This window comes from Streptomyces sp. NBC_01352 (assembly GCF_036237295.1).
Lineage (GTDB): Bacteria > Actinomycetota > Actinomycetes > Streptomycetales > Streptomycetaceae > Streptomyces > Streptomyces plumbiresistens.
Window position 1 is genome coordinate 3,176,762 of the sequence record NZ_CP108354.1, and the last position, 23,454, is coordinate 3,200,215.

General features: G+C 69.7%; 23 protein-coding genes. 12 read left to right on the forward strand and 11 right to left on the reverse strand.

The window, feature by feature from the left end:
- Window positions 1-258: 258 nt before the first annotated feature.
- The 5 genes from OG252_RS14910 to OG252_RS14930 are packed head-to-tail and all read right to left on the reverse strand — an operon-like array spanning window position 259 to window position 4,967.
- Window positions 259-1,305 (reverse strand): branched-chain amino acid ABC transporter permease, encoded by a 1,047-nt coding sequence (locus OG252_RS14910; protein ID WP_266432746.1) that lies wholly within the window; start codon window positions 1,303-1,305, stop codon window positions 259-261.
- Window positions 1,302-2,174 carry a branched-chain amino acid ABC transporter permease gene (locus OG252_RS14915; RefSeq protein ID WP_266432748.1) on the reverse strand — a complete coding sequence of 291 codons (873 nt, stop codon included), beginning with the start codon at window positions 2,172-2,174 and terminating at the stop codon, window positions 1,302-1,304. Before OG252_RS14915 ends, OG252_RS14910 begins: the two co-directional genes overlap by 4 nt.
- The gene (locus OG252_RS14920) at window positions 2,171-2,893 is read right to left on the reverse strand and encodes an ABC transporter ATP-binding protein (protein ID WP_266432749.1); all 723 of its coding nucleotides are present in this window, start codon (window positions 2,891-2,893) and stop codon (window positions 2,171-2,173) included. Before OG252_RS14920 ends, OG252_RS14915 begins: the two co-directional genes overlap by 4 nt.
- Complete coding sequence (locus OG252_RS14925) at window positions 2,890-3,630, reverse strand: ABC transporter ATP-binding protein (protein WP_329336574.1); 741 nt, start codon at window positions 3,628-3,630, stop codon at window positions 2,890-2,892. Before OG252_RS14925 ends, OG252_RS14920 begins: the two co-directional genes overlap by 4 nt.
- On the reverse strand, window positions 3,627-4,967 hold the full coding sequence (locus OG252_RS14930; RefSeq protein WP_266432753.1) for an ABC transporter substrate-binding protein: 1,341 nt from the start codon (window positions 4,965-4,967) through the stop codon (window positions 3,627-3,629). The genes OG252_RS14925 and OG252_RS14930 overlap by 4 nt, the downstream gene beginning before the upstream one ends.
- A 196-nt stretch (window positions 4,968-5,163) precedes the next feature.
- On the opposite strand from OG252_RS14930, the gene OG252_RS14935 reads away from it, so the two are divergent.
- From OG252_RS14935 to OG252_RS14990, 12 genes are all read left to right on the forward strand, one after another.
- The gene (locus OG252_RS14935) at window positions 5,164-5,760 is read left to right on the forward strand and encodes a nitrilase-related carbon-nitrogen hydrolase (protein WP_329336576.1); all 597 of its coding nucleotides are present in this window, start codon (window positions 5,164-5,166) and stop codon (window positions 5,758-5,760) included.
- Window positions 5,666-6,418: an IclR family transcriptional regulator gene (locus OG252_RS14940; protein WP_266432757.1), complete on the forward strand. Its 753-nt coding sequence runs from the start codon at window positions 5,666-5,668 to the stop codon at window positions 6,416-6,418. The genes OG252_RS14935 and OG252_RS14940 overlap by 95 nt, the downstream gene beginning before the upstream one ends.
- 294 nt (window positions 6,419-6,712) lie before the next feature.
- Complete coding sequence (locus tag OG252_RS14945) at window positions 6,713-8,338, forward strand: thiamine pyrophosphate-dependent enzyme (protein WP_329336579.1); 1,626 nt, start codon at window positions 6,713-6,715, stop codon at window positions 8,336-8,338.
- A gap of 11 nt (window positions 8,339-8,349) precedes the next feature.
- Window positions 8,350-9,282 (forward strand): malate dehydrogenase, encoded by a 933-nt coding sequence (locus OG252_RS14950; protein WP_266432761.1) that lies wholly within the window; start codon window positions 8,350-8,352, stop codon window positions 9,280-9,282.
- Window positions 9,283-9,661: 379 nt separating this feature from the next.
- Window positions 9,662-10,195, forward strand: coding sequence for a 2,4'-dihydroxyacetophenone dioxygenase family protein (locus OG252_RS14955; RefSeq protein ID WP_257548577.1), 534 nt, complete (start codon window positions 9,662-9,664; stop codon window positions 10,193-10,195).
- Between the two features lie 29 nt (window positions 10,196-10,224).
- A complete protein-coding gene (locus tag OG252_RS14960; protein WP_329336585.1) occupies window positions 10,225-10,761 on the forward strand; it encodes an MFS transporter in 537 nt (178 codons plus the stop codon).
- Entirely contained in the window at window positions 10,758-11,870 is a 1,113-nt protein-coding gene (locus tag OG252_RS14965) for a 2,3-butanediol dehydrogenase (protein WP_329336587.1), read from the forward strand. Before OG252_RS14960 ends, OG252_RS14965 begins: the two co-directional genes overlap by 4 nt.
- A complete protein-coding gene (locus OG252_RS14970) occupies window positions 11,867-12,601 on the forward strand; it encodes an SDR family NAD(P)-dependent oxidoreductase (RefSeq protein ID WP_266432769.1) in 735 nt (244 codons plus the stop codon). The genes OG252_RS14965 and OG252_RS14970 overlap by 4 nt, the downstream gene beginning before the upstream one ends.
- A gap of 307 nt (window positions 12,602-12,908) precedes the next feature.
- Entirely contained in the window at window positions 12,909-13,868 is a 960-nt protein-coding gene (locus OG252_RS14975; RefSeq protein ID WP_266432771.1) for a helix-turn-helix domain-containing protein, read from the forward strand.
- A 630-nt stretch (window positions 13,869-14,498) separates the two neighbouring features.
- Window positions 14,499-15,020: a TetR/AcrR family transcriptional regulator gene (locus tag OG252_RS14980; protein WP_329336591.1), complete on the forward strand. Its 522-nt coding sequence runs from the start codon at window positions 14,499-14,501 to the stop codon at window positions 15,018-15,020.
- 379 nt (window positions 15,021-15,399) lie between these two features.
- Window positions 15,400-15,792 (forward strand): nuclear transport factor 2 family protein, encoded by a 393-nt coding sequence (locus tag OG252_RS14985; protein WP_266432774.1) that lies wholly within the window; start codon window positions 15,400-15,402, stop codon window positions 15,790-15,792.
- 322 nt (window positions 15,793-16,114) lie between these two features.
- Window positions 16,115-16,381: a DUF4158 domain-containing protein gene (locus OG252_RS14990; RefSeq protein WP_329345143.1), complete on the forward strand. Its 267-nt coding sequence runs from the start codon at window positions 16,115-16,117 to the stop codon at window positions 16,379-16,381.
- 29 nt (window positions 16,382-16,410) lie between these two features.
- Here the strand turns inward: OG252_RS14990 and OG252_RS14995 are convergent, their stop codons facing one another.
- The 6 genes from OG252_RS14995 to OG252_RS15020 all read right to left on the reverse strand — a co-directional run bounded on the left by OG252_RS14995 (window position 16,411) and on the right by OG252_RS15020 (window position 23,437).
- Window positions 16,411-17,154 (reverse strand): NADPH-dependent F420 reductase, encoded by a 744-nt coding sequence (locus OG252_RS14995; RefSeq protein WP_266432777.1) that lies wholly within the window; start codon window positions 17,152-17,154, stop codon window positions 16,411-16,413.
- Between the two features lie 228 nt (window positions 17,155-17,382).
- A complete protein-coding gene (locus tag OG252_RS15000; protein ID WP_329336594.1) occupies window positions 17,383-18,123 on the reverse strand; it encodes an NADPH-dependent F420 reductase in 741 nt (246 codons plus the stop codon).
- A 107-nt stretch (window positions 18,124-18,230) separates the two neighbouring features.
- Window positions 18,231-18,824: a TetR/AcrR family transcriptional regulator gene (locus OG252_RS15005; RefSeq protein ID WP_329336596.1), complete on the reverse strand. Its 594-nt coding sequence runs from the start codon at window positions 18,822-18,824 to the stop codon at window positions 18,231-18,233.
- A 250-nt stretch (window positions 18,825-19,074) separates the two neighbouring features.
- Window positions 19,075-19,911 carry a helix-turn-helix transcriptional regulator gene (locus OG252_RS15010; RefSeq protein WP_266432782.1) on the reverse strand — a complete coding sequence of 279 codons (837 nt, stop codon included), beginning with the start codon at window positions 19,909-19,911 and terminating at the stop codon, window positions 19,075-19,077.
- A gap of 476 nt (window positions 19,912-20,387) precedes the next feature.
- On the reverse strand, window positions 20,388-21,137 hold the full coding sequence (locus tag OG252_RS15015) for an SDR family oxidoreductase (RefSeq protein ID WP_329336598.1): 750 nt from the start codon (window positions 21,135-21,137) through the stop codon (window positions 20,388-20,390).
- A gap of 947 nt (window positions 21,138-22,084) precedes the next feature.
- Window positions 22,085-23,437 carry a class I SAM-dependent RNA methyltransferase gene (locus OG252_RS15020; protein WP_329336600.1) on the reverse strand — a complete coding sequence of 451 codons (1,353 nt, stop codon included), beginning with the start codon at window positions 23,435-23,437 and terminating at the stop codon, window positions 22,085-22,087.
- Between the last annotated feature and the right edge of the window lie 17 nt (window positions 23,438-23,454).

The following is a 23,454-nucleotide window of genomic DNA, read 5'->3' on the forward strand; positions in this document are numbered from 1 at the left end:
CGGCGATGTCTTCGGTGGCTTTCTGACATGAGAAGCGGCTTCCAAGCCCACGGCACGGGGCACTTCGAGACTCCACCCAGTGGGCCTGCTGTGGTGGGCCCGCCTCCTTCGGTCACGTCCCTGTGCGGCGGGGCATCGTGGCCGGCTTGATGTCGGTGAGACGCCCTTCCAGTGGTTGACCGGTGTTCGCGTGGGGTCCTGGATCCGGCGGCTCCGATGAGGAGTCGCTTGTGCGACTCCTTTCCGGGCGGGCGGCCATCATGCCTCGTCACGTCGCGCGGTCCGCAGAACTTTGTGGGTCACGGGGAAGATCGCGAAACCGGTCCGATGGGTCAGGGTTCCCCACAGGCCCCGTGGAAGGTAGAGGGAGACGGCGATGGCGGCGGCGCCGATGACGACGAGGTACCAGACACCGCTCTGGGCGAAATACTTGTCGAGGAGGAAGTAGACGAGGGCGCCGATGACCGGGCCTTCGACGGTGCCGATGCCGCCGATGACGACCATGAAGATCATCAGGGCCGTGTACTGCACCCCGAAGATCTGTGGAGGCGAGGCCACCCCAAGGCTGTTGACGCAGATCACTGCTCCAGCAGCGGCGCAGCCGCCGGCCGCCGCGATGTAGATGATCCGCTTGCCACGCGTGACGTTCACGCCGAGCGAGCCGGCCGCGGTCTCGTCGTCCCGGATGGCCTGGAGGTCCAGGCCGAGGCGGCTGCGCAGCGCCAGGTACGTGCCCACCACCGCCGCCGCCATCACGGCGAGGGCCAACCAGTAGGTGTACGCCTGCCGTAGCACCGGTTCGGCGGTGATGGTGGTGATGTTGCGGCCGCTCGCGGCACCGAGGGAGTCGAAGCGGACGACGATGAGGCGAACGACCTCGGCGATCACCCATGTCCCGACGGCGAAGTAGCCGCCGCGCAGCCGGAAGGCGATGTAGGACACCGGCCACGCGATCAGAGCGACGACCACCGAGACGACGAGCGTGCCGGCGTAGACGTTGATTCCGTGGTCGTTGACGACGAACAGCGTGTACGCGCCGAGGCCGATGAAAGCCTGCTGGCCCATGGAGACCATGCCGGCGTATCCGGCGAGCAGGTTCCACATCGAGGCCAGGGCGATGAGGTAGCAGAGCTTCACCAGTTGGGTGGTGACGCCGTTGTCGACGACGTAGGGCAGGCTCGCCATGATCCCCAGGACGAGGAACGTCCCGGTCAGGCCGAGGACGGCGGCGCGGCCGCCGCGTCGGACGGCGGGGGGTACGGACGGGGCCGCCGGGGAGTCGACGGCGGCGGTCTGGGCGGTCATGCGAGCACACTCCTGCCGAACAGGCCCTGCGGCCGGAAAACCAGAATGGCCAGGAACACCAGATGCCCGGCGAGCAACGGCAGGTCGGGCGATATCTGGGCGCCGACGGACTGCGCGATGCCCAGCACCATGCCGCCGGCGAGGGTGCCCCACAGCGAGCCGAGGCCGCCGATGATGACGACTTCGAAGGCGAACAGGACGGTGAGCTGGCCCTCGTACGGGGTCACCCCGCCCTGCCGCATGGTGTAGAGGGTGCCGGCCAGGGCGACGGTGGCGAAGGCGATGACGCTGGTGAGGGCATAGACCTTGCGGTTGTCGACGCCCATCAGCCGGACGACGGCGCGGTCGTCGGCGGTGGCCCGGACGATGCGGCCGGACTGGGTGCGGTAGAGGAAGACGTGCAGCGCGGCCAGGACGGCGACCGCCGCCACGACGGTGATCAGCGGGAACCAGCCGATGGCCAGGTCGCTGCCGACGCGGATGCTCGCGGTGCCGAGCGAGCCGATGCCGAGCGGCTTCGAGTCGTTGCTGAAGAGCTGGACAAGTACGTTGGGGATGATCACGGAGATGCCGAAGGTGACCATCAGGGGCGCGAACTCGCTGAGCCCCATGGCCCGGTCGAGCAGTGTCCGCTGGACGAGGTAGCCGAGGCCGCCGACGGCTGCCATCGAGACCAGCACGGTGAGCGCGACGGGGATGTGCAGGCTGACGGCGGCCACCGAGGCCACGTAGCCGCCGAGGATCATCAGGTCGCCGTGGGCGAGGTTGGCGACCCGCATCACCCCGAAGATCAGGGACAGGCCCGCTGCGGCCATGGCGAAGACGCCGCCGAGCAGCATGCCCTGTGCGATGGCGTTGAGCCACGTCATGGAGACGTCACCCCCAGGGTGCCGAAGTAGGCGGCCGTGACCTGCTCACGGGTCAGGTCGGCGGCCGGGGCGGTCAGGACGACGCGGCCTTCCAGGACGCAGGCGATGCGGTCGGCGACCGCGAAGGTGCGGGTCAGGTCCTGCTCCACGAGGACGACGGTGGTGCCCTGGGTGCGGATGCCGGGAAGCGCCGTGTAGAGCTGCTCGACGACCAGCGGGGCGAGGCCGAGCGACAGCTCGTCGAGCAGCAGCAGGCGGGGGTTGCCCATCAGGGCGCGGCCGATGGCGACGGCCTGCTGCTCGCCTCCGGAGAGGCGGGCGGCCTTGCGGGTGCGGCGGTCGGCGACGAGCGGCATCATCTCGTACACCTTCTTCAGGTCCCACGGGCCTTTGCGGCTGGTGGCGGCGCCGACCCGGAGGTTCTCCTCGACGGTGAGGGACGGGAAGAGCCGCCGCCCCTCGGGGACGAGGCCGATGCCCTTGCGGGAGCGGTGGATGTCGGGGAGGGCGGTGACGTCCTCCCCGTCGAAGCGGACGGTTCCGCTGAAGGGCTTGAGGGCCCCGGCGACGGTCCGCAGCAGGGTGGACTTGCCGGCGCCGTTGGCGCCGACGAGGGCGAGGAGTTCGCCTTCGGCGACGTCGAGGGTGATGCCGAAGAGAGCCTGGAAGTCCCCGTATCCGGCATCGATCGCATCGAGGTGCAGCAGTGGGCCACTCATCCTGTCGTACCTCCCAGGTAGACCTCGGCGACCTCGGGGCTGGCGAGGACCTCATGCGGGTCGCCGTCGACGCGGATGCGGCCATACGCGAGGCAGACCAGCCGGTCCACGACCTGGACCAGGGCCTTGACCACGTGCTCGATCCACAGGATGGTCACGCCGGCCTCCTTCAACGACAGGACGGTGCCGACCAGTTCGTCGGCCTCGCTCTCGGTGAGGCCGCCTGCGATCTCGTCGAGCAGGAGCAGCTCGGGGGCGGTGGCCAGGGCGCGGGCCAGCTCCAGGCGCTTGCGGCCGAGTAGCGGAAGGCTGTCGGCCGGCTTGTTGGCGACCGGGAGCATGCCGGTGGTCTCCAGCGCGGTGAGGGCCTGTTCGCGGGCGTGGGCCCCGCGCAGCCCGCCCCCGCGTTGGGCGCCGACCAGGACGTTCTCGAAGACCGTCAGATCCCCGAACGGGCGGGGGATCTGGAAGGACCGGCCGACCCCGAGCCGGCACCGCTGGGCGGCGGAGGCGCGGGTGACGTCGCGGCCCCCGAGCCGTACGGTGCCCTGGGTGACGGGTTCGACGCCCGAGATGGCGCTCAGCAGCGTCGACTTGCCGGCCCCGTTCGGGCCGACGATGCCGACGGCCTGGCCGCGCGGGACCGCCAGCTCGACGTCCTCCAGGACGTTGAGGGCCCCGAAGCTGACGGCCAGGTGCTCGACCTCCAGCAGCGGCTGGAGCGTCGGCGCCGTCACAGCTCCCGGGCCTTCATGTCGATCTTGGCCTCGGGGATCAGCGTGTTGCCGATGATCTTCAGGTCGTACGCGCCGCCACTGCCCTTGACCCACTGGGTGCTGACCACCGGGATGGCGGCGACGTTCTTGACCGGGTTGGCCGCGCCGCCCGCGGTCCAGTCGACGCGGCCGATGACCGTGTCCATGCTGGTCTTCCCGATCCGGATGGCGACAGCCTTCTTGTCCTTGGGGTTCGCGTGCCGCAGGACGTCGCCCGCGATCTCGAACAGGGCGTGGTTGAAGCCGAGCGCCTGGTTCCACCTGCGGCCCTTGGCCTGCGCGGACTTCCCGTAGTCGTCGGCGAGCTGCTGCGACGTCTGCCCGGTCAGGCTGGAGCTGAACGGGAACTGCGGCAGCCACCAGCTCTCGGTGCACAGTCCGTCACCCAGGCCGTTCGGCAGCGAGGCGACCGACGACTCGAAGAGGATGGCCTTGGCGACGGTGACCACCTTCGGCTTGAAGCCCTGCTGGGCGGCCTGCGTCCAGAAGGTCGCGAAGTCCGGCGGCGTCGGCACACCCGCCAGGATCTGCACGCCCTCCTTCTTGAACGTCGCGATGATCGACGAGAAGTCCTTCGTCCCGTTCTCGTAGGCGCCCGGGTCGACGAAGGTGAAGCCCTTGACCCCGGCATGCGCACGGAAGCCGGTCTTCTTGTCGCGGAACGCGCCGCCGTCGGCGTCGTTCGGCCACAGGACACCGACCTTCTTGTTGGTGTCGAACATCCGCCATATGTCGCTCTCGCCGGCGACGACGTGCTCGATGCCGTCGAAGAAGTGGTACGTGTACGTGAACGTCTTCTGCGGGGTGCCGCCACGTCCGAAGAAGTACGCCTGCCACGGCTCGATGGTCGAGATGCAGGGCACGCCCTCGCTCTCGCACTTGTTGGCGACCGGGTGCACGGTCTCCGGCGTCGACGTGACCAGCATCAGGTCCACGCCCTGCTGGGAGATCAGCTCGTTCGCGATCGTCGCCGCCTGCTGCGGGTCGGAGCCGGTGTCGCGGTCGAGGATCTGCACCTTGTAGGTCTTGCCGGCGTACTTGATGCCCTTCGCGAAGGCCGCTCTGGCCTGCTTGAGGATGTACTCGTCGGACTCGGCGAAGGCCGCGTACGCACCGGTGCGCGGGCTCACGTAACCGATCTTGATGACGTCGCCGGACGAGGATCCGGAGCCCTTCAGGCCCCCGCCACAGGCGGCGATCAGCGGCGCGGCGCCCGCGGTGGCGGCGCCGATCCCGAGGGCTCGCAGGACGGTTCGTCTGTTCGGCTGGTTCTTCGGCTGCTGCGCGGAGTGGTCCATGCGGTGACTCCTGGCTCCTGGTGACGGAGCGGTGAACGTAGGGCTGCGCGGAGCCGGTGGACAGTGCATGGATTCGATATGAGAAACGGCGGCGACGCCGTTGTGAAACGGTGATGAAACCGAACCTGTTCGTCCGCGGTCTCTCCTTGCGAAACGGCGCGTTCACCGGCTGGGACCCCGCGTCTACGGTCCCGGCATGAACAGCGTCCGGCACGTAGAGGAGCTGCTCGCCCGCGCGGAGCGAACGGCCGGGCCGGGCGCCTTCGTCGCGTTGGCCGCCGACCGGGCGCTCGCCGAGGCTGACACGGCCGCCACCCAGGTCCAAGCCATCGAAGGCGGCTCCTTCGTCCTCATGGCGACCCAGGTGATCAGCCCGGCCGACACCGACCTGTTCGCCACCACGGACGAGCAACGCCGCCTGCTGTCCGCCGGCGGCGGCTGTTCCCGGGTCTACGGACCGGACGGCCGCATGATCACCAAGGAGCCGGACGAGGGCGCGGAGGGGCTGATCCACGCCGACATCGACCTCGACGAGATCGTCATCGCGAAGATCGCGTACGCCCTGGCCGGTCACTGCGCGCGCCCCGACGCGACCCGTCCGGTCCATCATCGCGAGCCACGCCGAGCGGTCGTGTCGGGGGGTGACCGAGGCAACCTGCTCCTAGCTGGAGGGTTCGGAAGGCGCGTAAGGTGCCGGTATGGGCGAAGCGCGAGGAAGCGACGGCGAACCGAGCGAGCCAGACGTCCTCAAGCCCTCCGTTCAGACCCTGGACCGGGGGCTGCGGCTGCTTGAGCTGATAGCGCTGTCGCACGAGCCGCTGTCGCTGGCCGAGCTGAGTCAGCGGATGGGGCTGCACAGGTCGATCATCTACCGCCTGCTGCGCACCCTCCAGGACCACCGCCTGATCGCGCACACCCCGCAGGGATACGTGCTCGGCACGCGCGCCCAGTCACTTGGCCGCCGCACGCTCCCCGTACTCCAGCGGATCGCCAAACCCGAGATCGCCAAGCTCGCCGCCCGCGTCGGGCTGACCGCCTTCTTCGTCGTCCGCGACGGTGACGAGGCGGTCACTCTCGTCTCCGTCGAGGTGGAGAGCGCCCGCTCCCGCACCGTCTACACCCCAGGTGACCGGCACCCCCTCACCCTCGGCTCTCCCGGCATCGCCATGCTCGCCGCCGAACCCCCGCGCGACGACGAACGCCCCGAGATCACCCGGGCCCGCGCCGCCGGCTACGCCACCAGCCGCAGCGAGGTCGTCCTCGGCCTCGGCTCCCTCGCCGCCCCTGTCGTCTCACCCTCCGGCAACGCCGTCGCATCCGTCTCCATCGTGTTCACCGTCGAACGCCCCGGTCCCGCCGAAATCGAGGCCGTCCTCGACACCGCTCGGGTGGTCACCGGGCGTCTGCACACGGCTCTGTCCACGGGGGCGGTCCTGCCAGGCGTCGGCTGACGCTTTCCTCTGCCGCCGCCCTCGCGGGCGCTTCGCCCGCTTCGGTACGGCTGCGCCGGACTCTCCTCCCCCAGCCTTCGGCCGGGAGGTGCCCCCTGCGCCTTGCCGGGGCACACGCCCGCGCCGGGTTCAGGGGGCAGCCCCGCGAACGCACCACGCCGCGGTCCGAGACGGAGCCCATTGTTGAGGGGAAGGCAAGGCGTTCGCGGGGATCTCGCATAGCGAACTCGCCTGTGGTCAGGCCCTGGGGGCCGCGCCTAGCGTCCCGTTCCGAAAGTCCGAAAGGGGGACCGCGTGGCAACAGCCAGAACGGCCCAGACGATCAAGGACGCGACCTTCGAGGTCCTGCGCCAGTACGGACTCACGACCCTGTTCAGCAATCCGGGTTCGACAGAGGTCGGCTTCCTCGCCGACCTGCCGGCCGATATCGAGTTCGTCCTCGCACTGCACGAGGGTTCCGTTGTTGGTATGGCCACCGGGTACGCGCTCAAGAGCGGTCGGCCGGCGCTGGTGCTGCTGCATACGACCGCCGGGTACGGCAACGCCGTGAGCGCGCTGGCGACCGCGCGGGCGAACCGGGCGCCGCTGGTGGTGATCGTCGGCCAGCAGGACCGGCGGCACCTCGCCCATGAGCCGTTCCTGGCCGGGCGGTTGGACGGGCTGGCCGGGGAGTACCCGGTGTGGCAGCACACCCCGGCGCGGGCGCAGGACGTGCCGGGTGCGATCGCCCGGGCGTGGCACGAGGCGCGGAACGGGCGGGGCCCGGCGGTGGTGGTCGTACCGATGGACGACTGGCATGCCGAGGCGGACCCGGACACGGTCCTGGCCGCACCGGCGGCACTGCACGGGACCCGCAGCGCCGACGGCCCGGCGGTCGACACACTCGCCCAGATGCTGCGCGGGGCCACCGCACCGTGCCTGGTGGCGGGCGCCGGGAACGACTCGCCGGAGGGCTGGGGGAGCCTGACAGCGCTGGCGGAACGGCTGGACTGCCCTGTGTGGCAGGAGTCGTTCGGAGCCCGAGCAGGCTTCCCGCAGGATCACCGGCTCTTCGCCGGGCACCTGCCCTCGGCCCGGTCGGGGCTGCGGGCGGCGCTGGCCGGGCACGACGCCGTACTGGCCGTGGGGGCACCGGTGTTCCGGCAGTATCCGTACGAGCAGGGCACCTTCGTAGCACCCGGTACCCGGCTCGCCGTGATCACCGACGACTCCGAGGAGGCCCACCGCAGCCCGGTGGAGCTGGCGGTGCTGGCCGACCCGGCCGACACCGTGCGACGTCTGGCGGTCGCGCTTCCCGCGGCCACTGGCACGCCCCGGCCGGCCTTGAGGAGGGTGACACCGCCTGCCCCACCCGCCGACGGCGAGCCGCTGCGCGCGGCGCACGTGATGGCGGCCCTGGCCGACCGGCTCGCCCCGGACGCGGTGGTCGTGGAGGAGACCCCGTCCAGCCGGCCGGACCTGCACGCGCTGCTGCCCGCCCGCGCCCCGTTCGGCTTTCTCAGCGCCGCCATGGGGGGCCTCGGCTTCGCGATGCCGGCCGCGATCGGCGTACGGATGGCGGATCCCGGGCGGCCGGTGGTGGCCGTCATCGGCGACGGGTCGTCGCTGTACTCGGTCCAGGCGCTGTGGAGCGCCGCGTACTACGGCACCGGTGTGCTGTTCGTCATCCTGGCCAACGGCCGATACGCGATCATGGACCGCCTCTCCGAACGCGCGGGCTCGGCCGCCCCCGCCTGGCCGACGTTCGGCGAGTTGAGCGTGTCGGGACTGGCGCGCGGGCTGGGCTGCCCGGCCGAGCGGGTCGACAGCCACGCCGCCCTGCTGTCCGTACTCGACAAGGTGCTGCCTGACCTCGCCGGGCGGCCAGAGCCGCTGGTGCTCGAAGTGGCCATCGAGGCCGATCCCGAATTCCGTTCGTAGGAGACAGATACATGATGAAGGTCGTCATCATCGGGGGCGCGGGCGGCATCGGCTCGTCCGCCGCGTTCAACCTGCTGTCCGCGCAGGGCACGTACGAGATCGTCCTGGTCGACACCAGGCCCTACATGATCACCAGCCATGTGATGGACCAGGAGAACGCGCTCGCGCTCGGCGCGACGCCCGACACCGTTCGCGGCGGCACGCCCGAGGACACGCTCGACGCGGACGTCGTCGTGCTCAGCGCCGCCGTACCGCTGCGGCTGAACTCCTCGCGGTCGGTCTTTCTCGCCGACAACGCGTCGATCGTCGGTCAGTGCTTGCGGCCTTTGAAGGATTCCGGCTTCGGCGGTGTCGTACTGATGCTGACCAATCCCGTGGACGCGCTCATGACCTGGGTGCACCGGCAGGGCTGGCTGCCTCGGCACCGGCTGATCGGCTACACGCTCAACGACAGCCTGCGCCTGCGCACCGGTATCGCGTATGCCCTGGGCGTCCACCCCAGGAACGTCGACGCCTGGATGATCGGCGAGCACGGCGAGGGCCAGGTCCCGCTCTACAGCCGGATCACCGTCGGCGGCGAGCCTGTCGTCCTCACCAGCGAACAGCGGGCGGCAGCCGAGGAGTACGCCGACAACTGGTACGCCCGGCATGTGGCGCTCGACTCGGGCCGTACCTCCACCTGGACCACTGGCCTGGGCACCGCGCGGCTGATCGAAGCCGTTGCGACCGACAGCGGGACCGTCCTGCCCGCGTCGGTCGTCCTGGACGGTGAGTACGGAGTGCACGGGGCGAGTCTCGGTGTGCCCGTGGAGGTGGGCCGCGACGGGGTGCGCCGGGTCGTCGAGTGGGACCTCACGCCCGGCGAACTGCACGGCATGCAGCAGGCGGCCGTACGCGTCGAGGCCGCCGTGGACGACATGGACGACGTGTCCGCCGCCCGCTGAACGATCCCCTTTCGGACTCGAAGGGACTCGCACCGGCTCAACGAGGAGTCGCAGTGACCGGCCGGACATGCCTGCTCGTCCCGGCTGCCACCGCATGGCCCGGCCACATCCACACCGCCTACGGCCGGACGCCCGGCGGCGACGGCGAATTTCCCGCCGTTGAGAAGGCCACAGGCCAGGATCTCGCCACCGTGGGGCGGGCGTCGGTGAAACCGGTCGGGCGGGTGCGCAGCTGGACGAATCGCACGACCGGCGACAGGGCTACGCGTGCGGCGCGGGCATGTCCCAAACAGGCAATCCATGATGTCTCCCAAGGGAAAGACCTGTCCTCGGCTCTCGGGGTTCACTGTCGGCCACCCCGACGAAATGGAGTCGAAACATGTCCGAGGAAGCCAGGTCCGAATTCTGGAAGGGCCTCAAGCCGATCACGAACTCGGTCAAGCCTGACGCGCAGCCGGAGGTCTATCTGTCCCAGGTGGCCACCGACGACGACCGGTATTACGCACCGCTCAGCGAGACCGTCGGATCGCGCCCGCTGTGGATCAACGTCAAGGACAACTCCTGGGCAGACATCCTCTACGCCAAGGAGGCCGGACTCGTCAACCGGCACTACCACCCGCACGAGGTGTTCGCCTACACGATCTCCGGCAAGTGGGGTTACCTGGAGCGGCCCTGGACCGCGCAGGCCGGTGACTTCATCTACGAGGCGCCGGGCGAGGGACACACATTGGTGGCCTACGAGAGCGACGAGCCGATGAAGGCGTTCTTCATCGTCAAGGGGCCGTTGATCTGGCTGGACGAGAACGGCGAAACCGTCGGCTACTTCGACGTCCACGACTACATCGAGCTGTGCCGCAACCACTACGAGAAGGTCGGCATCGGCGCCGACTACGTCAACTCGCTCTTCCGGTGACCCGGGTCCCTCCCTCAACCGAGGTTCCCATGCCACGTATCCGTACCCGTGTCCGGCCCGGCGCACAATCGCCCTCGGCCATCGACAGTGATCCGGGCCGCTACGAGAACCGGCTGTTGCTGATCCTCTTCCTGGCCTTCGGATTCGTCTTCTTCGACCGCCAGGCGTTGCCCTTCCTCGCCCCGTTCATCAGCAAGGAAATCCACCTGTCCAACACCGAACTGGGCACACTGTCCGCAGTGCCGGCACTTACGTGGGCACTTTCCGGGCTGGTGGTCGGCCGTCTGCCGGACAAGCTCGGCAGACGCAAACCCATGCTGATTGCCGGGGTGGTCCTCTTCTCCTGCTTCTCCGTGGCGGGCGGGCTGATGACCGGATTCCTCGGTCTGCTGATTGCGTGGGCCCTGACGGGTGTGGCGGAGGGTGCCGTCCTGCCGCTGGCACCGTCGCTGATGGTGGAGGCGTCCCGGGAGAACCGTCGCGGTCTCAACATGGGGCTGCTCCAGGGCTTCTCGGCCGGCCGAGCGGTCGAAGGAGAGCGCAGTCCGATACGGGGCACCGCATGAAGGCCGCTGTCTGGTACGGAGCCAGGGACGTCCGCATTGCCGAGGTCGGCGTTCCAGCACCCCTGCGCGGCGAGGTGCTCGTCGAGGTGGCGTACTGCGGCATCTGCGGCAGCGACCTGCACGAGTACGCCGACGGGCCGCACGCGATCCCGGTCGCCGCGCCGCATCCGGCCTCCGGTGCCACAGCTCCGCTCGTCCTCGGTCACGAGTTCTGCGGGACGGTGGCGGCCCTCGGGCCGTCGGTGACCGGCCTGGCCATCGGCGACCGAGTGGCGGTCGAGCCGAACTACCGGTGCGGGGTGTGCCCACGGTGCCGGGCCGGCGAGTACAACATCTGCCGGCACTTCGGGTTCGCCGGGCTGATGGGGAACGGCGGCATGGCCGAGTACGCCGCCATCCCCGCCTACATGGCGCACCGTCTCCCCGAGACCGTGTCGCTGGAGCAGGCCGCGCTCTTCGAACCGGCCTCGGTCGCCCTGCACGCCTTGCGGCGCGCCGGAACCACACCGGAGACCATGGCCGTCGTCGGCCTGGGACCGATCGGCCTGCTCACCGTCCTGCTCGCCGGGCAACGCGGGGTGCGGCGGATCCTCGCCGTCGATGTGTCCCCGGCCCGCCTGGAACTCGCGGCCGGCCTCGGCGCCACCGACCTGATCGACGCCGGCCGAGAAGGAGACGCCGGGGAGCGGATCCACGAGCTGACCGGCGGAGAGGGCGTCGATGCCGCGTTCGAGGTGGCCGGATCCGAAATCGCCCTGCGCACCTGCCTGGCCGCGACCCGGCGCGGCGGTCGGATCGTCCTCGTCGGCCTGGCCCAGGAGGTATCCCTGGACGCCTTCGCACTGGTCAACAACGAGCAGTCGATCATCGCCAGCGTCGGCTACCGCGACACCTATCCGGAACTCATCCGGCTCGTCGCGGAACAGCACCTGGACCTGACACCGGTCGTCACCTCGACCATCGTCCTCGACGACCTCGTCTCCCATGGATTCGAGGCGCTGCTGGGCGGCCCGGGAAACCAGGTCAAGATCCTCGTCGACCCAGCGGCACACCGTACCGGGGCACCAGTCCCCCACCCACCCGCCGACCGAACGGAAGAACAGAGATGACCACCGGACTCGTCCCCGACCTCTTCGCCGGCCAGTGCGTGCTGGTGACCGGAGGCACCTCCGGCATCGGCGCGGCCACCGCCGACCTGCTCGCCGAACTCGGAGCCGAGGTGCACGCCCTCGGACTGCCGCCGGCCGACGCCGACGAGCTGCCCCGCCACAAGCAAGTCGACATCGTGGAGCAGGACGTCACGGACCGGAACGGCCTCGTCGACCGGATCGAGGCTTACGACCGCATCGACCACCTCGTAGCCTGCGCCGGGCTCAGCCGGGACCGCGACGAATACGACCTCGGATGGTGGGACCAGGTGCTGGAGGTCAACCTCACCTCGGCCATGGTCGCGTGCCAGGCGACACGCCCGCTGCTCGCCCGCCAGGACGGCAGCATCGTCACCGTCTCGTCGATGTTCGGTTTCTTCGGCAGCCGAGACAGGCCGGCCTACAGCGCCAGCAAGGGCGGCATCTCCCAGCTGACCCGGTCCCTGGCTGCCGAGTACGCCGCGGACGGCATCCGTGTGAACGCGGTGGCGCCGGGCTTCGTCACCACTCCGCTCGCCCGTGGTCTGCTCGACGACCCTGACGCCGCGCACGCTGTGCTCGCGCGAGTCCCGCTCGGACGGTTCGGCCGGCCGCGGGAGATCGCGTCAGTGATCGCCTTCCTGTGCTCGCCCGCCGCCTCCTACGTCAACGGCGCGGTCCTCCCGGTCGACGGCGGCTACCTGACCGTCTGAACCAGGCGGTACGCCGGAAGTACGGCGCGCCCTCTCCAGACAGCTCTCGCCCGGCCCACCGGTTCGAGGGCCGGCTTCTGGCTGCGACCCGTGACGCGGGTGCGGCACCGGAGTACGCTCAAGGCCGGCGAGAGAGGCAGGCGCCGCCGACGGCCCTCCCGTCAGAGCAGGCGGCACCGCCCAGTTCGCTCACTCTCCTGCCGGTGGCTGTACTCACCCAGACGCGGCATCGAGTTGTTGTCGCCCCGGTATACCGGCCCCCCAAACCACACCCTTGTCGGATGTAGGGGTCGGAAAGGAGACTCAGGTGACCGTACCCATCGTCTCCCGCGTGTCCACGCAGTCGGTCGATCCGGCGGACCGGATCGACTTCTGGGAGGAACACAACCGACGGGCCCTGGTGGGCTTGACCTGCTCGTCCTACTCAAAGCAGGGTCTGCTGGCCACGGAGACGAACATCGAGCTGGGTGATCTGCGACTGGCCGAGATCTCCGGCAACGAGCACGTCATCGAGCGGACTCCGCGGACGTGTCAGGCGCTGCCGAAGGACTCCGTCTTCGTCTCGTTGCTGACAGCGGGCCGCGGGGTGTTCTTCCACGAGGGCGGCTGCCACACCCTGCAGACGGGCGACCTGATCCTCTATGACACGCGCCGGTCGTACCTGTTCGGGTTTCCCACCCCGATGCGCCAGCTGTTGGTGGACATCCCCCGTGAGGTGTTCGCCACGCGGTGCGCGTCCGGCGACGTGTCGGCGCCGATGCTGCTCGGCAGGGGGTCGGCGGTCGAGGGTGCGCTGACTTCCGCGCTGGGGGCGGTACTGGCCGACTGGGTCACGGGGCCGGAGAGCGATGACTCGATCAGCACCCAGGACACTGTGCTGGACCTCGTCCGTACGCTGGCCGCACCGAGGCTGGACGGTGGTTCAGCGCGGCCTGCCGCACTCTCCCAACTGGCCGTGGCCAAGGACTACATGGACCGGCACCTGGCCGACCCCGGGCTGAGCGCAGGGCGGGTCGCCGACGCGATCGGAGTGTCGGCCCGGCACCTCAGCCGTATCTTCCAGCCGACCGGAGTGAGCCCCTCCCGCTACATTCTCGAACAGCGGCTGGACAAGGCCCGGCAGACGCTCGCCGATCCCGGCTCACGCCATCTGACGATCGCCGATGTCGCCCATCGTTGGGGCTTCGCCAGCCAGGCTCACTTCACCCGGGTCTTTCGAAGCAGTTTCGGCCGGACTCCTGGCAAGACTCGCCCGTTCCTCATGTGAAGGTCGTAGCCGCGGCGCCTCCGACCTGCCGGAATGGATACCTGACGGCCCATCAGAATGAGCGTCACGAGCGTCATTCCGGCGTCAGGACATCGCCCGCAACGCCCACACCGCGCATCATGCGCACGCACGAAACCGCAGGGTCAGGAGCCTTTGGCGACTGGTTCAAGGATCGCGACGCACTCCACATGATGCACGAGCGAAAACAAGTCGAACTGACCACCTGAAATACAAAACAGCAGGTCAGAGGCCCTTCTCGGCAGGCTCCAGAATCGCCACGCACTCCATGTGGTGCGTCATCGGAAAGATGTCGGCCTGGGCGAGACACAGAAAAGCCCAGGTCAGAGCCGGATCATCGACTCTCTGTCCCGGGCGCGGGCGCCCAGAGCGTCAAATGAGCGTCATGGCCAACAGCCCCTTCCTCCTCTTCGGGCGGAAGAGGCCGCCGCGACCAGCTCACGTGCCCGAGCCCACTCCCGCTCACTCTGGACGCAGGCGGGCGAGTTGCGGCGTGGTGTCCCCGGCTCGTGCAGTCGCTGCTTGCGGTTCTCGTGGGTGCGGCGGGAGCGCTGATGTATCCGAGGGCGAGACTCAGCGCCGCTTCGTGCCGCCGTGCGTCCCGTGCTTGGCGTGGCCGGGGGGGCACGGGCGGGGATCGGAAAGGGAACCGTCTTCCGGCGTTTCCCCACCAAGGAGGACCTGTTCGCCGCGATCATCAGCGAGGAAATCGACGGGCTGGTGACAGTGGGACGCCAGCAGGCCGATCAGGCCGACGCCGACGCCGCCCTGCTGCAGTTCATGAGTGCGGGCGTCGAGCTCTACGCAAACAACCGGGCGCTCGCGGAGGCACTCCGTATGGTGTCGGATGTTCGGCACCCGGAGATACAGGCCGGACAGGAGCAGCTGATCGCAACAGCCGAGTCACTGGCGCGGCGGGCGCAACGCGACGGCTCACTCCGTGCGGACCTGAACGGGCAGGACGTGATGCTGCTGATCTGCGGCGTGTACTACACCGCCGCACCCTTGCTGGCTGCCGATCCGTCGGCCTGGCGGCGCTACCTGCGGCTCACCTTCGACGGCATGTGCGCCACCGGCACCGAGCCCCTACCCCCGGCACTCGTCCACAACTCCTTGCTGCCGACGATCCGGTAGGGCCGACCGGCATGCGCCAGAAGGTCACCGACGCGGGCTGCCGACACAACCGAATCCGGCACCTACAGCCCTCCGCGCTGCGGTCTTCGGTCGGCACCCAGCCGACCGACGCTCCAACTCGGGCCTCGTGGGCTCCTCGGCGAACGTTCCGTACGCCGAGGAGCCCACGCGTCCGGAGCTGGGGAGGATTGTCGGTCCATGGATATGTGATCCTCTCCCGCCCCCGCCGATACACCCCCATAGTCGAGACTGCCGGGCGCGCCCGGCCCCTGCGGCGAGGGAGGGAATCGCCGAGGTCAATGGCGCCTACGACCAGGTGCTGGCCCTGCTGAGCAGCGCCAAGGCCTGATCCAGCAACGCACACAATGGAGAGCCGAACGTGAAACCCACGAATGAGGACACTGTCGAAATCAGCCGGGCCGTGGCGCTGTGGGCGCACATCATGGACGACCACGAACTGGACCGTCTCGGCGAATGCCTCACCGAAGACGCGGTGTGGGACGGCAGCGTCTTCGGCGGCGACCCGGTTGTCGGGCTGGACGCGATCGCGACCTTCATGAACGCCCCCGGACACGCGAAAGCCCACCACACGACGAACATCGTCGTGTCGGAAGGCCCGGGCGACGAGGTGCGGGCCCGATCCAAAGGTCTGAGCCTGCTGGAGGGCGGCACTGTCGCCAGCGTCGTCTACGCCGACGACCTGCGACGCACCGATGACGGCTGGCGCATTTCCCGGCGGGTCATCCATCTCACGTGGCCACATCGCTTATAGGAGGCCGCTGATATCGCCGTTTCCTGGTCGTGGTGGGGTGCCTGAAGGGCCTGATGTGGGGCGCTGGCCCCCCGCATGCGGGGGGGTGTGTGGCGCCTCGGGACCTCAGGCGGTGGTGGGGGGCCATCCTTGCGGCGTTTGAGCCAGGCGTTGTTGCGGTCTGTGCCGCGGTAGCGCGGTTTGAGGCGGTGTCGCCTCGGCTGGCGACCTGGGAGACGACGCGTTCGATGTTGGGCCGGTGCCGACGGTAGTCCGCGCGGAGGTCTGGGTTGTTCCTCCAGTGAGGTGTCTGTTGCCTAGCGTCACCACCTGTGGCAGTTGACTGACTTTCAGGAGAGCAGAAGGCCGGTACGCGCGGTTCGCCGGCGAGCCGTCCCTTTCAGGAGCTGGGGGTTTTCCGGCTGGACGTGGTGGCCTTGGAACAGGCCCGGCCAAGCGCCGGTCTCATAACCTGCTGGGCTGGGCGGTGCAGTGGGCCACCGCCCAGATGCTGGGCACCTTCTTGTCGGCGCCGGCCGACGTGCCGCAGGGGGTGGCGGCGCTCGTCGCGGAGCAGCTGGAGACGGGGGCGAGACACGAGGGCCTCTGACGGGTCACCGCGTCAGCCCCCGTCCCTGCTCACATGCAAATTGCGCGGTTCAGGCGGACAAGGTATTCCGCGTCTGGTTGCACGCCTGCCCCGAAGCGTTCCTGGACCACGGCGAACCCGAGGTCGCGCCGCTTCGGCGATCGCGCCGCGTCGGCCGCCGCCAGTGCGTCCGGCAGCTGCTGACGGGTGAGATCCGTGCAGTAGGCGGGCGTGCCGGGCTGCTGCCGCCACGATTGCGCGAGCGGCCCCGCATCAAAGGCGTCGAACCCGGTGTCCTCGACGAGTGCCATGGCCAGATCACACTCTCGCCGACTGTCGGCCGCGACGGGAAGCGCGATGCGGTCCGCGCTTCCGGCCGGCTTGTTCCTGTGCGCGAACGACTCGGCTCCGATCGAGTTCCACGCCTTGGCGATGGGCCGGCCCAGCTGCTTGGCGGCCCACACGCTCTCGGCCTGGCCGGCCTCGATCGCCGCGATTCCGTTGTCCCGGTGCGGGATGTAGTTCGACGTGTCGATGACAGCCGTGTCAGTCGGCACCTTGGTGATCAGTGGTGCGACCTGCGGAATGCGGGTGAAGGGAATGGAGAGGATCACGGCGTCGACGTCCGCTACGGCTTCCGGCGCGGTCACCGCGCGTCCGCCCGAGGCAAGTACGTCCGCCTCGATCGTCTCCGGGCCGCGCGAATTGGCCACCTTCACCTCGTGCCCGGCCGCGCTCAACCGCCTGGTCAACGTCTTGCCGATGTTCCCGGTGCCGAGAATGCCGATCTTCATGGTGAAACTCCTTGTCCGGAACGGAACCCCGGTTTCGGTGACCGAGGTTCCGGGGCTTGGTCCCTGCGGCGGACCGGGACGGTGGCCGACCGCGGACACGGTGGTGTAGGTGAGTGACGGCGACCGTGCCGAAGTGAGCCCCGCTCTTCGTGTTCGTCGTGTGTGTTCGTGGCGTGCCGGCGCTGCCGCTCTCGTGTCGTTGCGTGCACGAGGGCCGTGTCGGGTGTCTCAGCGGTGGGCGGCGCGGTTCATCTCGACGACGTCGTCGACGGTGGGGTTGGCACCGAGGGCGGCGAAGCGTTCCGGGAGGCTGTCGCGGATGGCCGCGTCCTTGGTGCGGTCGGCCGCGGCCAGGGCCGCCGGCAGCTCGTCCAGGGTCAACTCGGTGCAGTAGGCGGGGCTGTTGGGCTGCTGGCGCCAGGAGTCGGCCAGTGTGCCGGTGTCGTAGGGGTCGAAGCCGGTGTCGTCCACCAGGCTCATGGCCACCTTCCGCGCCGTGTCGGAGTCGCCGGCGACGGGGATGGCGAGGCGGCCGGGGGTTCCGGCCGGGACGCCCTTGGTCCGCTGGGTTTCGGCCAGGGCGGCGTTCCACGCCTTGATGACGGGGCGGCCGAGCTGCTCGGCGGTGTACACGCTCTCCACCTGGCCGTTGTCCACCGCCTCGATCGGCTCGCTGAGCATGCCGGGGTAGTAGTTCGCGGTGTCGATGACCACCGTCTCGTCGGGCACCGACGCGAACAGGTCCGCCAGCTTCCCTGCCACTCCGAACGGGATCGACAGGATGATGACGTCCCGGCCCTGGACGGCGGCGTCGGAGAGGTCCACCGTGCGGGCCCCGGACTCCAGCACTTCGGCCCGGACGGTTTCGGGGCCGCGGGCGTCGGCCACCTGGACGTCGTGACCGGCCGTGCTGAGCTTGGCGGCGAGGTTCCCGCCGATGGCACCGGCGCCTATGACAGTAATTTTCATGATTTGTTCCTTGAGGGGTTGTGCCGTCCCTGAGGGCAGCGCGATGTAATGGCCGGGTGGTGGTGCCACCCGGCGTTGCGAGCGTCGGGGCGGGGGTGGCTGGCGGTTTACGCCTGGGTGTCCGGCTGGCTGTAGCCGCTCGCGATGAGGGCGCGGAGCCGGTCGAGCGACTCCTCCTCGGTGCCGGTGCCCTTGATCCAGGCGATGGAGCAGGCCGCGAGGAACAGGTCGTTCCCCCGCACCGACGCGCGCACCCGCCCGGCGAGCTGCGCGGCCCGCACGTACTGATCGGTGGCGGAGATGAGGATGCCGCAGGGGATGGTGAGCGGGTTGTCCGGCTCCTGCGCCCGGGCCGCGGCCATGAGCGGGTCCGGCAGCCCACTGAAGGCGCTGAAGTACTCCTCCATCGCGCGCAGCCACTGCTCCAACGCCTCGGCAGGGTCGCCGAGCTGCTCGATGTCCGCCTGGCGGGCCACCAGCTCCTGCGAGCGCGTCTGCAGCACGGCCGCCAGCAGCGCCTCCCGGGTGGGGAAGTGCCGGTACAGGGTGCCGGGCCCGACGCCCGCCTCCTTGGCCACCGCCTCCAGGGAGGTGCCGACCCCATGCTGCAGGAAGTGACGCTGCGCGGTCTCCAGGAGGGCCACGCGGTTGCGCTGGACGTCCGCGCGGGGCTTGCGTCCCCGCTGTTCACCGGCGCTCATGCGCCCTCCTGCCTGCCGTAATCCTGCGGCCGCATCAAAAAACGGATGCTGCCTCCGTACTCTTTCGAGAGTAAAGCGGAGGCAGCGTCCGGTCAAATGGAATGGCCTGAGCGCGGAGCCCGGACCTCGCAGGGGGCCGACATGTCTGGCCGTGGAGCGCAGGGCAAAAGCCGTGCGGCTGCACGATTCCAGGGTGCCCTTGTCCGGCCCCTCCCGCGCCGAGCCCGGCTCGGGTCCCCGGTCCAGGACGTCAGGGGGTGAGTTGTTGGTGTCCGATGACGGAGAGCAGTTCGAGTTTGCTGTGGCTCTCCGTGCCGGGGCGAGTGGTCAGCACCACCAGAGTCTGGGCGCGGTTCTCGGTGTACAGGAGCTGGGCGTCGACGTCGATGCGGCCGAGTTCGGGGTGGAGGATGGTCTTGCAGTCGCCGTAGCGGGCGACTTCCTGAAGTTCCCACATGCGGACGAACTCGGGGCTGTGTTCCTGGAGTTCGGCGAGGATCCGGGCGGCTCGGGGGGTGTCACTGCCGGCTGTCAGCGCGGCCCGCAGGCGTGCCGCCTGGGCGCGGCCGTGGCTTTCGTGGGTCTCCTCGGGATACACCAGACGCTCGGCCGGGTCCATGAACCAGCGGTAGTAGCCGCTACTGGCCAGACCGGTGTGGCGCATCTGGTCGCCGAGCAGCGCGACGGCCAGCGGGTTCATCGCGAGGGTGTCGACCAGGTCGGTCGTCACCAGGGCCGGGCAGTCGTCCAGGCGGTCCAGGACCCGCATCAGCGTCGGGCTGACATGTTCGGAGCGGTGGAAGCGGGCCGGGGCGTTGTGGCCGATGAGGGCGAAGAGATGGTCGCGCTCGTCCAGGGTCAACCGCAGCGCCCGGGCGAGAGCCGCGGTGATCTGGACGGAAGGCTGCGGAGCACGCTGCTGTTCCAGCCGGGCGTAGTAGTCGGTGGACATCCCGGCGAGCTGCGCGACCTCCTCGCGGCGCAGCCCCTGCGTACGCCTGCGCGCCCCCTCGACCAGCCCGACGTCGCGGGGGCGCAGCATCTCACGCCGACGGCGCAGGAATTCCGCGAGTTCCTTCTTGTCCATGCCCCCCATCCTCGCCGCATCCCGCCCGGCTATCCAGAGACCGCCGATCCATGGCTGAGCCCTCCTCTTCTGCGCGCGCGAAGCCGCTCATACGGCCGACGCCGAGGGCCCGCGCAGCCGGACGACCCGATGGTCACCGGACCTGCATGCCCCGCTGGGAAATTCGCCGACCGTCGGCGGTGCGGCGCAGACCGTCGGTATGGAAGACGGCCCGCCGCGACGGTCCCCCGTCGAGGACACCCAACGCTTTGACCGGTCCCGAGCCTCGTCGCCCGGCCGACACGACTATGTTCGCCGTGTCAGACGGCCGCTCGCGTGCCCCTCGGCGCTCAGAAAAGAGCCGGTCGCCTCCAGTGCGACGACCGGGGCGAAGCCGTACCGTTCCGCATCTGGGGTGAGGACCTCCCCGAGGTGGGTCGAGCTCGCGTTCGCCCATGCTGTGGCCCCACAGGACCCGCCCGTGTGCTGTTGGTCGGTCAGCTGCTGGTCATCATGGCGAGGACGTCGTCGTAGGAGCCGGTGGCCACTGCGTCGCGGATGAACCTGGCGGGCTCGACGACCAGCTCCTTCGCGTCGGGCTTCTCGCGCAGCAGGTCGAGGGTCTCGGTGAGGAAGTCGTCCAACGGCATGGACTGGTCGCTGTCCTGCTGGCCCATCAGCGTCGTGCGCACACCCGCCGGGACCACCTCGATCACCTGGACGCCGGCGTCGGCACCGGCGAGCTGGATGCGCAGGCTCTCGGAGAAGGAGTGCAGCGCGGCCTTCGTCGCGCTGTAGGTCGGCGTGATCGGGAACGGTACGAACGCCAGCGCGGAGGTGACATTCATGACGACCGCGTCGTCCTTGCCCACCAGCAGTGGCAGGAAGGCATACGTCATCCGGATCGGGCCGAGCAGATTGATCGCGACGTGATCCTCGGCGACCTGGAGTCCGGCCGGGTCGAGGACGCTCTCCAGCAGCTGAATGCCGGCGTTGTTGACCAGGACGTTCAGACCCGGGTGGCTCGCCGCCACGGACTCACGGGCCCGGGCGATCGAGTCGGGGTCCGCGACATCGAGGACGAGCGCGTCGATGCCCGGGTGCTCGGCCGTGATCTCGTCGAGGAGTTCCTTGCGCCGGCCGGCGACGACCACCTTGTTGCCGGCCTCGTGCAGACGCAGGGCCAGACCGAGGCCGATGCCCGAGGTCCCGCCAGTGATCAGGATCGTGTTGCCAGTCATCTTCATGAGGGTCTTACTCCTTCGGTACGGCGGGCCGGTGAGCGCCCGCAGCCCCGACCGTAAGAGCGCCAGTGCAAGGGCGGGAGAGGAAGAGTTGTCCATGGATCGGCGGTCTCTGCCTCGTGAAGAGACCGCCGGCCGTCGGGCCGGGTCCTGCAGATGCTGGACGGCGGCCGCTGGCCGAGCAGTCGCGCAGGCGCATCGCGTCGGCAAAACGCTCGCCGACGAGGGCGTCGTCCAGGAGCTCATCGCGCGACAGCGACTTCGCGCAGGCGAGCCTGCTCGTCCTCGAGACCGCCTGGTTGATCGACCGGCACGTCGCCAAGAGCGCGTGCTGAGACAGCAGCCGTAAAAGTCGCCGCGCCCACCGTCGCCACCGCTGTCATCGACCGTGCCATCGACGGCACGCGTTGCGCTGATGGCCTGCACGTCACTCACCATCTCGCCGCGCCCCGTACACGAGGGGACCGCAGGCGCGGTCGAGGCTCCAGACCGACCCCAGAGCCGCGGGCAGCGTTGTCGGTTGCGATCCGAAAGCTTCTCGACCGATGTGACAAGGCGGGTCGAGACCGCTGACCGTGAGGTCACGTGGCGACTACGAGACGGCACACTGCGGAGCCACCTTGGCGTGCCGGATCAGTACGGACTCGACCCGCGCCTGGCGTCCAACTCCTGAGCCCGCGTGCAGTCTGAGTTTGATCATTAACCTCGCTGCTGTTTCAGGCGCACGAGCCTCGTGACGCCCCATCAGAAGCAGCGTCGAACGAGCGTCAAGACACGTCCCCCACCGCCCCCTCACGAAGCCGAGGCAGAGCGTTCATCGCCCGCACCCCGCTGTTCGAAGCAGCAGGTGAGGCATGTGACGCGAGCCTGCGACGCACTCCACGCGATGGACTGAGGGAAACAGGTCGGGCACACCTCGACGCACCTGAGCAGTCCAAGAAAACCGCAGGTCAGAGCGCCTTTGAAGCCGGTTCGAGAATCGCCACACACTCCACATGCGAGGTCATCGGAAACAGGTCGAACACCCGCAACGTCCGCACCCGATACCCCCCGTCCCGGAAGTACCCGAGGTCCCGCGCCAGCGCCGCCGGATCGCAGGCGACGTAGGCGATGCGGCGGGGGTCGAGCGACGCGATCTGTGCGACCGTCCTGCGGCCGGCGCCCGCCCGCGGGGGATCCAGGACGACGAGGTCGACCTCGGTGATCCCGGTGCGCGGCAGCACGGCCTCGACCTTGCCCTGTTCGATGCGCACCCGGTCGAAGGCGGCGAGGTTGTGCCGGGCGTCCTCGACCGCGCGCTTGCCGGACTCGATGCCGAGGACCGCGCCCTGGTCGCCGAGGCGGTCGGCCAACGCCCCCGCGAACAGCCCCACACCGCAGTACAGGTCCAGCGCCATCTCGCCCTTGCGGGGCAGCAAGCCCTGCATGACGGCCGTGACAAGCGTGTCCGCGGCCTTCGGGTGGACCTGCCAGAAGCCTCCGCTGCCGACGCGGTGGGTACGGCCGTCCGCGCGCTCGCGGACGAAGGCGCGGCCGTGGACGCGGTGGACGCCGCCGTCCTTCTCCTCGACCCGCATCACCGAGACCGGCTTGTCCAGCTCGACCAGGGGCAGCCGGGCGCCCGGTCGCGGCGTGAGGATCACCTGGCGGTCCTGGGAACCGGTCGCCGCGATCGCCTCGACGGACTCCATGCCCGTCCAGTCGCGCTTCTCGATGCCCAGCTCGCTGACGCCCTCGGCGGCGATCATGCAGTGGTCGATCGGCTCGACCTCGTGCGAGCGGTGCCGGCGCAGGCCCGCCTGGCCCTCGGGGGTCACCGCGTACTGCACGCGCGTGCGCCACTGCGGCACCTGGCCCGCCGGAAGCTTGTCGCCCTCGGCGGGCAGCACCGTGCCGTCCCAGCCCGCCTCCTCGGGCGTGAGCCCGGCGAGCCGCTGCAACTGCTCGGCGACGACCTCGCCCTTGAGGCGGCGCTGCGCACCCGGCTTGGCGTGCTGCCAGTCGCAGCCGCCGCAGCGGCCGGGGCCGGCGTAGGGGCAGGGCGCCTCGATACGGTCCTTGGACGCGGACAGGACCGACACCGCGTCCGCGCGCAGGAACCGGGCGCCCTCCTCGCCGTCGGTCACCCGCGCCACGACCCGCTCGCCGGGCAGCGTGTGCCGGACGAACAGCACCTGGCCCTCGTCCGTACGGGCGATGCAGTGCCCGCCGTGGGCGACGGGGCCGACCTCGACCTCGTACTCCTCCCCCACGAGCGACCGCGCCTGTGACTCCGCCTGCGGTTTGTTCGGTTCTGCCTGCATGGCGGGGTGACTCCAGA